Below are 14,485 nucleotides of genomic sequence, written 5' to 3'. Positions count from 1 at the left end.
GTCGACGGAGGCGGACGTCAGATGCCGCGCCGGCGCCGCGCCCGGCGTACGGCCGCCGCCGCGCCGAGCAGCGCCACCGTCGCCCCGGCCGCACCCGCGGCCGTCGCGGCGTCCTTGCGCCCGAGCCGCCGCCCCGCGACCGTGTGCCGCCCAGCGACCTCCTGGAGCAGCTCCGCCAGGACCTCCTCGTTGGTCCAGCGCGGGCGCCACCCCGCCGCGTGCAGGCCGCTGACGCTGACCACCCACGGGTGCATCGTGTACGCCAGGTCGCCGGCCGGGGACGGCGTCAGCCCGATCCGGTGCAGCCTCGCCGCGGCGCCGAGGGCGACTGCCGACGGGAGCTCCATCCGGCGGATGCCGCTCAGCTCCTCGACCTCCTCCTGCTCCAGCCAGCCCTCGCAGCCGACGGCCAGCTCCCCCTCGACCTTCTCCAGAGCCGCGTACTCCAGGGCGGTGACCAGGTCGTCCACGTGGCAGAACTGCCACATCGGGCGGGAGCCGGCCACCACGAGCAGGCGCGGGGACTCGAAGTACCGGGTGAGGGCCGTGTCGGTGCCGCCGACCAGGACCGCCGGGCGGACCACCGTCACATTGAGACCGGGGTGCGCCCGCGGCGCGCGGCGGCCCAGCCGCTCGATCTCCAGCAGGTCGCCGACGCCGGTCGCCTCGGCGGTGGCCCGCAGCTCGGAGTCCTCCGACAGCGGGATGTCGTTGTCCGGGAGCGCGCCGTAGACCATCGCGGAGGTGCACAGGACGACCCGGTGCACCCCGGCCGCCGCGGCGGCCGTCAGCACGGTCTGGGTCCCGCGCACGTTGTACGCCGTACGGGCCGCCGGGTCCGTCTCCAGGTCGAGGTCGAGGGCGAGGTGGACCACGACGTCCGCGCCGCGCAGCTTCTCGGCGATCGCCGGGTCGCGGACGTCGAGGACGTGCCACTGCGCCGCGGCGCACTCCCCGCGCCGCTCGTCGATGGCCACGACCTGCTTGACCTCGTCGGAGGCCGCCAGCCGTCCCACCAGGGCCGCGCCGACCCCCGACGCGGCGCCGGTCACGGCGATGACGGGGGTGTGGCGGCGCGGTCCGGCCGGGTTTCGCGGCCGGCGAACGCCGGGGTCGCCTTCGCCGTGCTCGGGGCGGTCTTCGTCGTCGTGGGTCGCGTGAACCTGCGGATCTCGGGAACTCACCGGGCGTCTCCAGCGGTTGTCTTCAGTAGGGACGCGCCGTGACGCGTACCTACCAGGTGATGTCCATCCTGCCGCAGCCCAGGAGTCGGCGGAGCACCGAGCCCGTGACCGGGCCGGGTGTCTACGCTGGGTGGTGTTGTCGGACCATTGCCCGTCGGCTCCCGCCGGCGGCCCTACGAGCCGAGGAAACCCGTGAGCGACACCCCATTCGGATTCGGCCTTCCGCCGGAGGAGCCGGAGGACGGCGACGAGGGCAGGAAGAAGGGCGGCGCCGGTGGCCAGGACGGCCCGAATCCGTTCGGGTTCCCCGGCATGGGCCTCCCGGGCGGCGCCGGCGGCCAGGGCGGCGCGGACAACCCGTTCGCCGCGATGTTCGGCTCAATGAACCCGAACGACCTCGGCGCGGCCTTCCAGCAGCTCGGCCAGATGCTGAGCTACGAGGGCGGTCCCGTGAACTGGGACATGGCCAAGGACATCGCCCGCCAGACCGTCGCCCAGGGCACCTCGGACGGCGTCAAGGACGCGAGCGTCGGCGTCGCGGAGAAGTCCGCGGTCCAGGAGGCCCTGCGGTTGGCCGACCTGTGGCTGGACGGCGTGACCTCGCTCCCCTCGGGCGCGGGCACGGCCGTGGCGTGGAGCCGCGCCGAGTGGGTCGAGGCGACCCTCCCGGTGTGGAAGGAGCTCGTGGACCCGGTCGCCGAGCGCGTCGGGGCGGCCATGGGCGGCGTCGTCCCGGAGGAGATGCAGGCCATGGCCGGCCCGCTGCTCGGGATGATGCGCTCCATGGGCGGCGCCATGTTCGGCCAGCAGATCGGCCAGGCCGTGGGCGTGCTCGCGGGCGAGGTCGTGGGCTCGACCGACATCGGGCTGCCGCTGGGCCCCGCCGGCAAGGCGGCGCTGCTGCCGCTGAACATCGCGAGCTTCGGCAAGGACCTGGGCGTTCCCTCGGACGAGGTCCGGCTGTACCTGGCGCTGCGCGAGGCCGCGCACGCCCGGCTCTTCGCGCATGTGCCGTGGCTGCGGTCGCACCTGTTCGGCGCGGTCGAGGGGTACGCGCGCGGGATCAAGGTCGACACCTCGAAGCTGGAGGACGTGGTCGGCCAGCTCGACCCGTCCAACCCGGAGCAGCTGCAGGAGGCGCTCCAGGGCGGCATGTTCCAGCCGCAGGACACCCCCGAGCAGAAGGCGGCCCTGGCCCGGCTGGAGACGGCGCTGGCGCTGGTCGAGGGCTGGGTGGACGCCGTGGTGCACGAGGCGGCCAAGCCCCGTCTGACCTCGGCGGACGCCATGCGCGAGACCATGCGCCGGCGGCGTGCGTCGGGCGGTCCCGCCGAGCAGACGTTCGCCACCCTGATCGGCCTGGAGCTGCGCCCGCGCCGGCTGCGCGACGCGTCGCGGCTGTGGGCCTCGCTGACGGACGCGCGGGGCGTGGACGGCCGCGACGGGCTGTGGGAGCACCCCGACATGCTGCCGACGGCGTCCGACCTGGACGACCCCGACGGTTTCGTGCACCGCGAGCAGCTGGACTTCTCCGAGATCGACAAGATGCTCGGCGAGGCCGCCCGCGGCCGCGCCGAGGGCGGCGCCGGCGGCACGGACGGCTCCGCGGGCGGTACGGACGGCACCGACAGCGCCGACGGCCCCGACGGCGACGAGAAGAAGTGAGCCTGCTCGAAGACGCCGTCCTCGTACTGAAGGCGTACGAGGGTGACGGTGAGGCGGACCAGAGGGCGCTGCGCGACCTGTACCTGGAGCACCTGGCGGCCCATCCGGACGGGGTCTACAAGCCCTGCACGGCCGGGCACGTCACCGGCAGCGCGCTGGTGGTCGACCCGGCGGCGGAGCGCGTCCTGCTGACCCTGCACAAGAAGCTGGGCATGTGGCTGCAGATGGGCGGCCACTGCGAGCCCGGCGACGCCACGCTGGCCGCGGCGGCGCTGCGCGAGGCCGGCGAGGAGTCGGGCATCGCGTCCGGTCTGACCCTGCTGCCCGGCGGCCCGGTGCGGCTGGACCGGCACCCGATCCCGGCGCCGTGCCACTGGCACCTGGACGTGCAGTACGCGGCGCTGGCCCCGGCCGGCGCGGTGGCGGAGATCAGCGAGGAGTCCCTGGACCTGCGCTGGTTCCGGTACGAGGAGGTGGCCGGGGTGGCCGACACCTCGGTCGTGCGGCTGCTGGAGGCGACCCGGGCCCGGCTCGGCGCGTGAGCGACGGCCCCGGCCCGGCGCTCACCGGGGCGTCGGGCCGGAGCCGAGTACGACGCGGGGGGGGTCCCCCCCGGGACCGCCCCCGCGTCCACGCTGAGCGCTAGTTCCAGGCGTTGTTCTGGTTCTGCGCGTGCGCGCCGTGCTGGCCCATCCCGAACTGCGCCGCGGCGCCCTGTCCGAGCTGGGCGTTCTGCGGCGGCAGCGCCTCGCTGGGCTGCACCAGCGCGAAGCCGGTACCGAGGAAGCTCAGCTCCCAGCCCTCGCCGGTGTTGCCGCGACGGCGCCACACCCCGGTGGAGTGGGTCTGGGCCTGCATCTGCACGCGCAGGGAGGTGGACCAGGCGACGATCGCGTCGGCGTCGGCGTTCACGTACTTGTCCGGGGTGACCTGCATCATCAGCGGCTGCCCCGAGGTCATCAGCGCGACCTTGCCGCGGCCGGTGATGTTGAGCTGGTACTTGCCGGACCCGGAGATCCCGTACTGGCTGTCCACCGCGATGACCTCGGTGTGCAGGGTGGAGTCCAGGGCGAGCACGTAGCTGCTGTCGACCGTGAGGCCCTCCTGGTCCACGTCGACGACGTGGACGTACTGGGCGAGATTGGCCAGGTAGACCGTGCCCTGCCCGGAGCAGCGCATCAGGTCCAGGCCCTCGCCGGTGCGGCTGCGGGCCCCCCGCTGGTTACTGCTCTGGTACTCGCCGTCGAAGTCGACGATGCCCTGGTAGGCGACCATCGCGCCCTTGCGGGCGAGGATGTCGTCGGAGCCGTTCAGCGCCACCCTCAGGAGCTGGGGGTTCTGGACGGTGTACCGGTCCTGGGACTGCGCTTCCGCGTAGCCGAAAAGTGAGCTCTGCATGATGTGTGTCCGCTCCCCCTCAGCCCCGGGCCCGGAGCCGGTCGGTGCTGTCCTCGCTGGGCTGTACGACGACGATGCCCTGGCCGGAGAAGGCCATCTGGTAGGCCTCCCCGCTGCCCCTGCCGATCATCGACGAGGCCTTGAAGCTGCGCTTCCCCTTGACCTTGAGGTTCGGGGACCAGGCGACGAGCGCGTCCGGGTCCACGTACGTCTCGTCGTCGCCGCGGCCGCAGTCGACGACGATGGGGGTGCCGCGGGAAGTGATCGCGACCCAGCCCGTGCCGGAGATCTGCACGTTGAACAGGCCCTGGCCGGCGAACTTCGCCATGCCCTTGACCCGCTCCACGCCCCACTGGAGGTGGGCGTCGAAGGCGAGCAGGTTGGTGCCGTTGACGGACAGGGCGTCGTTGTTGAGGTTGATCACGACCACGTCCGCGCCGTAGTCGGCGAGGTAGAGCAGGCCGTCGCCCGTGGCCTTCATCAGCGGGGCGCCCTCGCCGGTCAGCCACTGGGAGGCCATCTGGCGCACGGCGGGCGGGTTGGGCTCGTACTGGACGAAGCCCTCGTAGGCGACCATCGAGCCGGTGCGGGCGAAGAGGTCCTGGCCGCTCTGCATGGCGACCTTGAGCATGGCCCGGCCGTGGTTCTCCATGCGGGCCGTGACGGGGGTCGGGGCGTAGCCCGCGAGCTGCTGGTTCATTGCGTTCATGTCGGGCTCCCTCAGACCTCGTACGGCTGGACGACGATGAAGTTGCCGGGAGCGCCGCGGAACTGGAGGTTCACGGTCTCCCCGCTGTGACCGGGGTAGGCGTTGCGCCGCAGCCGGACCTGGCTGGAAATGATCACTTGCGAGGCGGCCGACCACGCGACGACGGCGTTGCTGTCCGCGAACGTGGTCGGGGTGACGGGCAGGACGACGGGCACGCCGTGCGTCTTGACGATCACCGTGCCGGTGCCCTGGAAGAGCATGGTGAACAGGGCGCCCCCGGGGATGCCGTGCCCCTCGATCCGGCGCACCTCGTGCTGGAGGGTCTCGTCGAAGGCGAGCACGTTCTCGGCGGAGACGCAGATGCCGTCGCCCTGGAGCTCGATGGCGTGCAGGTGGGCGCCGGTCTCGGCGAGGAACACCTGGCCGCGGCCGGAGCAGCGCATGAGCTGCATCTCCTGGCCGGTGGCGTTGCCGACGACGCGGCCGGCGAAGCCGGCTCCCTTGTAGCTGAAGTCGACCTTGCCCTGGTACAGCACCATGCTGCCCTGGCGGGCGAGGACCGCCTGGCCGCCCATGGCCAGGTCGACCCGCATGAGCTGCTGGTTCTGCGGGGTCCAGCGGGCACCCGTCGGGGCTTCCTTGTACGGCTGGAGAGCGGCCGCGAGGCCGGCTCCGGCGGCCTGGGGGGCGTAGCCCGGCTGCTGGCCGGGAGGCTGTCCCGGGACCTGGCCGTAGCCCGGCTGCTGCTGCCCGTAGCCCGGCTGCTGCCCGTAGGGCGCGGGGGCCGGGGCGGGCGGGGGCACCTGGCCGGGGTACTGGCCGCCGGGGGCCTGGCCCCCGTACGAGGGCTGCTGCTGCGGCGGCTGGCCGTACGGCGCGGGGGCCGGCGGGGCGAGCGGCGCGGCCATGGTGGGCGCGGTGTGGGCGGCGGGCTGCTGGTACGCCTGCGGCTGCGGGGCGGGGGCGTGCGGGGGCGCGGCCTGCGGGGGCGCGCCGAAGGACGGTGCGGGGGCCGGGGCGGGCGCGGCCTGGGCCGGGGCGCCGAAGGACGGGGCCGGGGCGGCTGCCTGCGGCGCGCCGAATCCCGGCGAGGCGGCGGCCTGGGCCGGGACCTGGGGCTCCGGTTGCGCCTCCTCGGCGACCTCGCCGCCGAAGTTGCGCAGCAGCGCGTCGAGTCCGCCGTCGAAGCCCTGGCCGACGGCGGCGAAGCGCCACACGTCCTTGAGGTAGAAGTCGCCGAGCATCACGGCCCGCTCGGTGGTGAATTCGGCGCCGGTGAACGCGTACCGGACGACCTCCTCGCCACCCGCGACGATCCGGATGTAGCCGGGTCCGATCTGCGACATCTGCCCGGCGCCGTCGATGGTGGCGGTGAAGGACAGCTTGTGGATGGACGCCGGAACGCGGTCGAGGGTCACCCGGAAGGATTCCGTGTCCCCGGCCTGCGCGCCGAGCTGCTGGATGGACTCCTCGGGCGACTTCGGCTGGTTGAAGAAGACGAAGTAGCGGTCGTCCGACAGCTGCTCGTTCGCGTCGAGTCCGAAGCAGCTGATGTCGAAGGAGAGTCCGGGCCCGGCGATCTGGACGCCTACGTACAGATCGGTGCCCGCCGTCAGATCACTGATCTTGGCCTTGTGGCCGCGCTGGAATTCCCTGGCCATACGTAACGACCGTCCCCCATCCCGACTGTGAATACGTGCGGCTCAGGCTAACGGCAACTGCCGACATCCGGCCAAGTCGGTACCGACCCGGTACATATTCGCAGCGGAGCGACAGATCGACGGCCGATTGAGGCCCGTTCACAGCGGTTCGCCCTATTCGTCCGAGGACGCGGGGACCGTGGGGAGGCGCTCGGCGGCGACCACGCCCTCCAGGTAGCCGCGGGCCCGCTCGGTGCGCGGGTACGCCTCCAGCAGCGCCCAGAAGCGGGGCCCGTGACCGGGCACCAGCAGGTGCGCCAGCTCGTGGAGGAGCACGTAGTCCACTACGTACTCGGGCATGCCCTGGAGGCGGTGGGACAGCCGGATGCTGCCCTCGGCCGGGGTGCAGGAGCCCCAGCGGGTGTTCTGGTTGGTGACCCAGCGCACGGTGCGGGGGCGGGCGCGGGAGCTGAAGTACTGCTCGGACAGGCGCGCGGCGCGCTCGGTGAGCTCCGCGTCCCCGAGGGTTCGCCGGCTCTCCTGCGCGGCCAGCTTGTCGAGCATGACGCCCACCCAGCGCCGCTCCTCGGCCTCGGACATCCGGGCAGGGATGAGGACGACCGTACGGTCACCCTCGCGGTAGGCGGATACGGTCCTGCGGCGGCGCGCGCTCCGGCGTACTTCGACGGCGCGCTGCGGGGAGTCGGCGGACACGCCACGACGGTACCCGGTCGCCGTGTGCGAAGTCCCGCCCCTCCGGCCCTCGGACATGATCGATTCGCCGGCGGTGACAGGAACACCACTTCTCTTCATCTCATATGGCTAATACCCCTTGCCTGTGGACAAATTCCCGCGGGCATCGCGGATGGCGGGCACTGTGGCGGAAGAACGGGAGGGCGGGCGGCGAGAGCCCGCGCACACGGAGAAGAGGGGGCCGCGATGTATCCGAAAGTGAAGCCGGCGCTGGCACGGGCCTGGCGGGATCTGCAGACGGTGCAGTTCGGGGTGACGCCTGCCCACGCGGTGGTGCTCGGCCCGGTGGACACCGCGACCGGTTCGCTCATCGACCGGATCGACGGGACGCGGGGGATGGACCTGCTGCGGGCCGAGGCCGCCGGCATGGGGCTGCCGGACGGCCGTGCCGACGAGGTGGTGCGGCGGCTGGCGGGCGCGGGCCTGCTCGACGACGCCACCGCGGGCGGGCCCCGGGCCCAGGCCGTGCGCGCGCGGCCCGAGGTGCTGGAGCGGCTGGGTCCCGACCTGGGCTCGCTGTCGCTGGTCCACCGGGACCCGGGCGGGGACTTGCGCGGGGTCGCCGCGCGCCGGGCGATACGGGTCCGGGTGCGCGGGGCCGGCCGGGTGGGGGCCGCGGTCGCTGCGGTCCTGGCGGGAGCCGGCGTGGGCCGCGTCGAGGTCCTCGACGGGGGCCGGGTCGAGGCGGCGGATGTGGCGCCGGGCGGGCTGGGCCCCGATGCCGTGGGCCGGATGCGGGCGGAGGCGGCGGGAAGGATGGTGCGCGAGGCCGCTCCGGGACGGGCCCCCCGGCCCGGGGAGGAGGGCGGACCGGAGCCGGGGCTGGCGCTGGTGGTGGTCGCGCCCAGGGACGGACTGCACGCCTGGGCCCCGGACCCGGACACCGCGGCGGGCTGGGTCACGACCGGGATCCCGCACCTCTACGCGGGGGTGCTGGAGGGCACCGGGCTGGTGGGCCCGCTGGTGCTGCCGGGGGCCACGGCGTGCGCGGGGTGCATGGAGCGCGACCGGGTGGACCGGGATCCAGCCTGGCCGAGGATGCTCGTGCAGTGGCGCTCGGCCCATCGCCGACGCGCCACCGCCGCCTGCGATCTGGGCCTGGCCGCGGCGGTCGCCGGACTGGCCGCCGCCCACGCGCTGTCCTTCCTCGACGGGGAGCTGCCCGCTTCCACCGCCGCGCGCTGGGAGGCCGCGCTGCCGTCCCTGCACTGGGAGCGCACCGAGGTCCCGGCGCACGGGGACTGCCCGTGCGGTGCGGGCCGCCCGGCGGTGCCCGCGCGTACGGGAGGCGGATCGGGAGCTGACCGGCCGCAGGGGCCATGACAGGATGCTGGTGGCCAGGGGCAATTCCCGCACCGCCGCTCGCGGCGCAGCTGTCTGGGACATGGAGGGGCGCGTATGTCTGATCTTCCGCGCAAGGCGGTCACCCGTACCGTCAAGCTGGCCGCGCTGCCGCTCGGCATCGCGGGCAGGGCGACCTGGGGGCTGGGCAAGCGGATCGGCGGCAAGTCGGCCGAGATCGTCGCGCGCGAGCTCCAGCAGCGCACCGCCGAGCAGCTGTTCCGCACGCTCGGGGAGCTGAAGGGCGGTGCCATGAAGTTCGGGCAGGCCCTGTCCGTCTTCGAGTCGGCGCTTCCCGAGGAGGTCGCGGGGCCCTACCGGGCGGCGCTGACCAAGCTCCAGGAGGCGGCTCCGCCGCTGCCCGCCGCGACGGTGCACCAGGTGCTGTCGGACCGGTTGGGCGAGGACTGGCGGGACCTGTTCGAGGAGTTCGAGGACAAGCCCGCGGCGGCTGCCTCGATCGGGCAGGTGCACCGGGCGGTCTGGCACGACGGCCGGCAGGTGGCGGTCAAGGTGCAGTACCCGGGCGCGGGCGAGGCGTTGCTGTCGGACCTCAAGCAACTGGGCCGGTTCGCGGGGCTGCTGGGCCCGCTGATACCCGGCATGGACATCAAGCCCCTGATCAAGGAGTTGCGCGACCGGGTCTCGGAGGAGCTCGACTACGAGCTGGAGGCCGAGGCGCAGCGGACGCACGCGGACGCCTTCGAGGGCGACCCGGACGTGGTCGTTCCCGACGTGGTCCACCAGGGCGACGACGTGCTCGTCACCGAGTGGATGGAGGGGACCCCGCTGTCGGAGGTGATAGCCGACGGCACCCAGGAGGAACGCGACCGCGCCGGGCAGTTGCTGGCCCGGTTCCTCTTCTCGGGGCCGGCGCGCACCGGCCTGCTGCACGCCGATCCGCATCCGGGCAACTTCCGGCTGATCTCGGGGCCGGACGGGCGCGCGCAGTTGGGCGTCCTGGACTTCGGGACGGTCGACCGGCTGCCCGGAGGCTGGCCGAAGCCCATCGGCCGGTCGCTGCGGATGACGCTGGACGGTGACGCGGAGGGGGTCTACGGCCACCTGCGCGCCGAGGGCTTCGTGAAGGAGTCCATCGAACTGGACCCCCAGGCGGTGCTGGACTACCTGAAACCGATCATCGAGCCCGCCGAGGCGGAGGAGTTCACCTTCACCCGGACATGGCTGCGCGGGCAGGCCGCGAGGATCGCCGATCCCCGCTCCCCCGCGCACCAGTTGGGTCGGCAGATCAATCTGCCGCCCTCGTACCTGCTGATCCACCGGGTGACCCTGAGCACGATCGGGGTGCTCTGCCAGCTGGGTGCGACGGTACGGCTGCGGGACGAACTGGAGTCGTGGCTGCCGGGGTTCCCCGCCGCGCAGTGACCCGGGGGGCCGGACGTGCGGGCACGGGGTCCCGCGGTCACCACCAGGAGGAGTCGAGCCTGCCCTCGATGGCCCGGATGTTGGCCCGGGCGCAGTCGTGGCAGAAGTACTGCCTGCTGCCGTTCTCCACGGAGCAGGTCCAGGTGACCGGGGCGCCGGCCGGGGACAGGGCACCGCAGCGCGCGCAGACGACGGGCTGGGCCTCGGGTCCCGGTTCGGCGGGGTGGGGAGGAGTCGGCTGGTCCACCTCAGGACGATATCCCCGCCGGGGCTCCGTACCGTCCGCAACGCACCGGGGGGACCGGTCCGTTCGGACCGGTCCCCCCGGGACGGTGTAACTGCCGCAGCCGTGGGCTGCCTACTGCATGACGGCCATGGCCAGTGCGCGCCGGGCGCGCAGCGAGACGCGCTCGGCTCGCCGCTGCATGCGGCGGGCGGCGACCAGGCGCAGGGCGTGACGCTCGGCGTCGGCCTCACGCATGCGGTCTTCCATATGGGCACGGGCCAGGGCTTCTGGGATGAGTTGCATTTCGCGGGTCCTGTTCTGACGCGAGGTGATCGCGTCGGCGGTGATGGAGTCTGCGGTGGCGGAGCCGTGGGGCTGCTCGCTCGTGGCGTTGGTGGTCATGAGGGCCTGCTTCAGGGGGTCGTGCGTGAGGGGGCGGTCGATGGTTCCGATGGCGTTCATACCGCGACCGGGTTCTTGCGCGGACGCCCACGCGGACGCTTGCGGGCGACGACCACACCCTGGACGAAGAGCTCGCCACCCCAGACGCCCCAGGGCTCCCGGCGCTCGGTCGCTCCGGCGAGGCAGGCCTCGACCAGCGGGCAGGTGCGGCAGAGCGACTTGGCGTACTCGACGTCCGCCGGGGACTCGGCGAAGAAGACCTCCGGGTCGAAGGTGCGGCAGGGGACGGGTACGCCGAGGTTCTCGATGGCGTCGTCGAGCGCGGTGAGCGCGGTGAGCGGGGTCAAGGTGCGGTCCTCCGGAACTGCGGGCGGGGAGATCGTTTGGGTCTGCGGTACGGACGGGGCGTGCGCTTCGAGTTGCACGGTGTTTTCTTCCTCGTCTTGTTCGACTAGTCGTTCCGGCCGGTCGGCCGGTTCCGGCTGGTACCTGGTCCTGCCAGTCCCGAGGCCCCTTCGCTCCGTCGTCCCCCGGTCGGGGACAAACAGAAGGGCCGCGGATCCCGGGTGGGGTTCCGCGGCCCTGAAGGCGCCGGCCTGATCATGCGATCAGGCTGGATCACTCCAGGGTTCGAGCCCGCGGAAGGCCCACATCAGGTGGTGCTGGTGCTTCTTCGTCTGCTTCTGGGATCCGGCACCGGCTGCGGGCGCGAAGCCATAGGCGTCGTGCGCCTGGGCTTCCAGCACTGCCACCGGTGCCTGGGTCGGTCGCTCGTTCCGCTCACGCACGGGCAGCGTGGCCAGCAGGGCAGGGCTGTCAGCGCAAATCGCGGACAGACCGGTACCCGTGAGCGGGAGGAGCGAGGAGGAGCCGAGCAGGCAGGAAGCGGCGACCGAGCGATCGGTCATTTTGGTGAAGGTCGTGGAGCTGATCACTGGTCTCGCCTCCTCTCGGCGTCTCGGGGACCCGGCCCGGGGGCCTGTCCCATGCGTATTCGGATAAGTACAGCACGGATCGAGGGCTTCGGAGAAGCCACCGTTTCCGTTGCTAAGAACCTATGGGGATTCGCTGGGCATGTGCAAACTATTTTTCCGACGAGTTTCTACGCGTCGTCAGGATCCCCGGTCCCGGGCTCGCGACCTGCGCAGATGGCGAGGACGTCGGCTCCGTACCGGTCCACCTTGCGGCCGCCCACCCCGGAGATCATCGAGAGCTCTCCCTCCTCGCCCGGCGCGGCCTCCGCGATCGCCATCAGCGTCTTGTCGGTGAAGACGCAGTAGGCGGGCAGGCCCTGCTCCTTCGACTGGGCCGCGCGCCAGTCCCGCAGCCGCTCGTAGAGCCCTTCGTCCATGTCGGACGGGCAGTCCTCGCAGCGCAGCAGCTTCAGCTCGCCGGCGTCGGTCAGCGTCCTGCCGCAGACCCGGCACAGCGCCGGACCGCGCCGGCCGCGCTTGCGGGCCCCCCGCTCGCCCCCGGCGCCCGCCGCGGGGCCCGGGGCCGCGGAGCCCGGTCGCAGGCCGTTCAGGAAGCGGCTGGGGCGCCGGGAGGCCCGGCCGCCCGGAGCGCGGGAGAGCCCCCAGGAGAGGGTCAGGTGCAGTCTCGCCCGGGTGACCCCGACGTAGAGCAGCCGGCGCTCCTCCTCGACCTGCTCGTCGGTCTTCGCGTACGTGATCGGCACCATGCCGTCGGTGAGGCCCACGAGGAACACGGCGTCCCACTCCAGGCCCTTCGCCGCGTGCAGCGAGGCGAGGGTGACTCCCTGGACCGTCGGGGCGTGCTGGGCCGCCTTGCGCTCCTCCAACTCGACGGTGAGGTCGGCCAGGGTGGCGCCGGGGCGCGTGCGGGCGAAGTCCTCGGCGAGGCGTACCAGCGCCGCCACCGATTCCCACTGGTCGCGCACGGCGCCGGAGCCGGCCGGGGGCTCGCTGGTCCAGCCGGTGGAGCTGAGGACGGCGCGGACCTGCGCACCGAGCTCGACGACGTCGTCGAGCAGCGGGTCGTTGCCACCCGAGCGGGCGGCTCCGCGCAGGGCGAGGACGGCCTTCTGGACCTCCTGGCGCTCGAAGAACCGCTCGGCGCCGCGGAGCTGGTACGGGACCGCGGCGTCGGCGAGGGCCTGCTCGTAGACCTCGGACTGGGCGTTGATGCGGTACAGCACGGCGATCTCGCCGGCCGGCACCCCGGCGGCGATCAGGTCCCGGATCCGGTGGGCGACGCCCTCGGCCTCGGCGGGCTCGTCCGGGTACTCGGCGTACACCGGGTCGGGGCCCGGCTCGCGCTGGGAGACCAGCTCCAGCCGGTGCTCGGCGGCGCGCCCCTTGGCCTGGTCGAGCAGTCCGTTGGCCAGGTGCACCACCTGGGGGGTGGAGCGGTAGTCCCGGACCAGCTTGACCAGCGTGGCCTGCGGGTAGCGGGTGCGGAAGTTCAGCAGGTGGTCCGGGGTGGCGCCGGTGAAGGAGTAGATCGTCTGGCTGGCGTCGCCGACGACGCAGAGGCTGTCGCGTTCGCCGAGCCAGAGGTCGAGCAGCCGCTGCTGCAGGGGGCTGACGTCCTGGTACTCGTCCACCACGAAGTGCTGGTACTGCGTGCGGATCTGCTCGGCGATGTCGTGGCGGTCCTGGAGGATGCCGACGGTGAGGAGCAGCACGTCCTCGAAGTCGATCATGCCGCGGTCGCGCTTGAGCTGCTCGTACGTGCCGTAGATCTGGGCGATCTCCGCCGGGTCCCGGGGCGCCTCTCGGCCGGATTTCAGGACGGCCGCCGGGTAGTCGGCGGGCACGGTCTGGGTGACCTTGGCCCACTCGATCTCGCCGGTGACATCGCGCAGCTCGTTGCGGTCGAGCCGGATACGGCAGCGCGCGCCCGCCTCGGCGACGAACTGGATCTTGCGCTCCAGCAGCCGGGGCACCTCCCCGCCGACGGCTTTCGGCCAGAAGTACTGGAGCTGGCGCAGGGCGGCGGAGTGGAAGGTCCGGGCCTGGACCCCGCCCGCGCCGAGGCTGCGCAGGCGGCCGCGCATCTCGCCGGCCGCGCGGTTGGTGAAGGTGACGGCGAGCACGCTGGCCGGCATGAGCTGGCCGGACCGGACCCCGTAGGCGATGCGGTGGGTGATCGCGCGGGTCTTGCCCGTACCAGCACCCGCCAGCACACACACCGGTCCGCGCAGGGTGGTCGCGACCTCGCGCTGCTCCGGGTCCAGGCCCAGGAGCACCGCGTCGGCCGAGTCCGCGTCGGCGGGGAAGGATGAGGAGTGCGTTGCTGCTGTCACCCCGCCATGCTGCCAGGTCCCGTGGGCCGGACGGGAAAGTCGTCCACAGCCCGCAGGGGTCCGTCGTACTTGTCACACCGCGGTGGCGGGAACGGCCGGGAAGGGGCGGGAATGTCGGAGCGATCCCGTACGTTCGAGTACTCGGACCGACGCGACCCGACCCCACAGAGGAGACGCAGCATGCAGGACACGGGCTCCATCACGATGTACAGCACGACCTGGTGCGGCTACTGCCGCCGGCTGAAGTCCCAGATGGACCGGGAAGGCATCGCGTACAACGAGATCAACATCGAGCTCGACCCCGCTTCGGCGGCCTTCGTCGAGAAGGCCAACGGCGGCAACCAGACCGTTCCCACCGTCCTGGTGGTCTCCGCGGCGGGCAGCGAGTCGGTCATGACGAACCCGAGCCTGGCCCAGGTCAAGCAGGCTCTCACCGCCTGACCCGGCGCGCGCGGCCCCGCGCCGCGCGGAGCGGCACGACGAGGGCGGGGCCCCCGCGACGCGCGGGGGCCC

Annotated in this window: 15 protein-coding genes; 5 read left to right on the top strand and 10 right to left on the bottom strand. The window is 73.0% G+C overall.

The window, feature by feature from the left end; translation table 11 throughout:
- Positions 1–17: 17 nt before the first annotated feature.
- Positions 18–1,184, bottom strand: coding sequence for an SDR family oxidoreductase (locus tag ACFWUQ_RS11015; protein WP_384535887.1), 1,167 nt, complete (start codon positions 1,182–1,184; stop codon positions 18–20).
- A 192-nt stretch (positions 1,185–1,376) separates the two neighbouring features.
- On the opposite strand from ACFWUQ_RS11015, the gene ACFWUQ_RS11010 reads away from it, so the two are divergent.
- Positions 1,377–2,849 (top strand): zinc-dependent metalloprotease, encoded by a 1,473-nt coding sequence (locus ACFWUQ_RS11010; RefSeq protein ID WP_384535884.1) that lies wholly within the window; start codon positions 1,377–1,379, stop codon positions 2,847–2,849.
- Positions 2,846–3,391, top strand: a complete 546-nt coding sequence (locus ACFWUQ_RS11005; RefSeq protein WP_384535882.1) for an NUDIX hydrolase — start codon at positions 2,846–2,848, stop codon at positions 3,389–3,391. The genes ACFWUQ_RS11010 and ACFWUQ_RS11005 overlap by 4 nt, the downstream gene beginning before the upstream one ends.
- Positions 3,392–3,491: 100 nt before the next feature.
- On the opposite strand, the gene ACFWUQ_RS11000 is transcribed toward ACFWUQ_RS11005, so the two are convergent.
- The 4 genes from ACFWUQ_RS11000 to ACFWUQ_RS10985 all read right to left on the bottom strand — a co-directional run bounded on the left by ACFWUQ_RS11000 (position 3,492) and on the right by ACFWUQ_RS10985 (position 7,367).
- Positions 3,492–4,247 carry an AIM24 family protein gene (locus ACFWUQ_RS11000; RefSeq protein ID WP_384535879.1) on the bottom strand — a complete coding sequence of 252 codons (756 nt, stop codon included), beginning with the start codon at positions 4,245–4,247 and terminating at the stop codon, positions 3,492–3,494.
- A gap of 19 nt (positions 4,248–4,266) precedes the next feature.
- Entirely contained in the window at positions 4,267–4,947 is a 681-nt protein-coding gene (locus tag ACFWUQ_RS10995) for an AIM24 family protein (RefSeq protein ID WP_384536020.1), read from the bottom strand.
- Between the two features lie 20 nt (positions 4,948–4,967).
- Positions 4,968–6,617 (bottom strand): TerD family protein, encoded by a 1,650-nt coding sequence (locus tag ACFWUQ_RS10990; protein ID WP_384535876.1) that lies wholly within the window; start codon positions 6,615–6,617, stop codon positions 4,968–4,970.
- A gap of 153 nt (positions 6,618–6,770) precedes the next feature.
- On the bottom strand, positions 6,771–7,367 hold the full coding sequence (locus ACFWUQ_RS10985) for a M48 family metallopeptidase (RefSeq protein ID WP_384536018.1): 597 nt from the start codon (positions 7,365–7,367) through the stop codon (positions 6,771–6,773).
- A 168-nt stretch (positions 7,368–7,535) separates the two neighbouring features.
- Between ACFWUQ_RS10985 and ACFWUQ_RS10980 the strand changes: the two genes are divergently transcribed.
- Both ACFWUQ_RS10980 and ACFWUQ_RS10975 read left to right on the top strand, forming a co-directional pair.
- Positions 7,536–8,672: a ThiF family adenylyltransferase gene (locus ACFWUQ_RS10980; protein ID WP_384535874.1), complete on the top strand. Its 1,137-nt coding sequence runs from the start codon at positions 7,536–7,538 to the stop codon at positions 8,670–8,672.
- Positions 8,673–8,747: 75 nt separating this feature from the next.
- The gene (locus ACFWUQ_RS10975; protein ID WP_384535871.1) at positions 8,748–10,076 is read left to right on the top strand and encodes an ABC1 kinase family protein; all 1,329 of its coding nucleotides are present in this window, start codon (positions 8,748–8,750) and stop codon (positions 10,074–10,076) included.
- 37 nt (positions 10,077–10,113) lie between these two features.
- On the opposite strand, the gene ACFWUQ_RS10970 is transcribed toward ACFWUQ_RS10975, so the two are convergent.
- From ACFWUQ_RS10970 to ACFWUQ_RS10950, 5 genes are all read right to left on the bottom strand, one after another.
- A complete protein-coding gene (locus tag ACFWUQ_RS10970) occupies positions 10,114–10,323 on the bottom strand; it encodes a hypothetical protein (RefSeq protein WP_384535868.1) in 210 nt (69 codons plus the stop codon).
- 111 nt (positions 10,324–10,434) lie between these two features.
- A complete protein-coding gene (locus ACFWUQ_RS10965; protein ID WP_384535865.1) occupies positions 10,435–10,764 on the bottom strand; it encodes a hypothetical protein in 330 nt (109 codons plus the stop codon).
- The gene (locus ACFWUQ_RS10960; protein ID WP_384535862.1) at positions 10,761–11,129 is read right to left on the bottom strand and encodes a WhiB family transcriptional regulator; all 369 of its coding nucleotides are present in this window, start codon (positions 11,127–11,129) and stop codon (positions 10,761–10,763) included. The genes ACFWUQ_RS10965 and ACFWUQ_RS10960 overlap by 4 nt, the downstream gene beginning before the upstream one ends.
- 183 nt (positions 11,130–11,312) lie before the next feature.
- A complete protein-coding gene (locus ACFWUQ_RS10955; protein ID WP_384535860.1) occupies positions 11,313–11,639 on the bottom strand; it encodes a hypothetical protein in 327 nt (108 codons plus the stop codon).
- A 167-nt stretch (positions 11,640–11,806) separates the two neighbouring features.
- Positions 11,807–13,972: an ATP-dependent DNA helicase UvrD2 gene (locus ACFWUQ_RS10950; RefSeq protein WP_384535857.1), complete on the bottom strand. Its 2,166-nt coding sequence runs from the start codon at positions 13,970–13,972 to the stop codon at positions 11,807–11,809.
- A gap of 180 nt (positions 13,973–14,152) precedes the next feature.
- On the opposite strand from ACFWUQ_RS10950, the gene ACFWUQ_RS10945 reads away from it, so the two are divergent.
- The gene (locus tag ACFWUQ_RS10945; RefSeq protein ID WP_384535854.1) at positions 14,153–14,413 is read left to right on the top strand and encodes a glutaredoxin domain-containing protein; all 261 of its coding nucleotides are present in this window, start codon (positions 14,153–14,155) and stop codon (positions 14,411–14,413) included.
- The last annotated feature ends 72 nt before the right edge of the window (positions 14,414–14,485 follow it).

The organism is Streptomyces sp. NPDC058662, from assembly GCF_042716255.1.
GTDB lineage: Bacteria > Actinomycetota > Actinomycetes > Streptomycetales > Streptomycetaceae > Streptomyces.
This window is presented reverse-complemented; position numbering and strand designations above follow the sequence as displayed.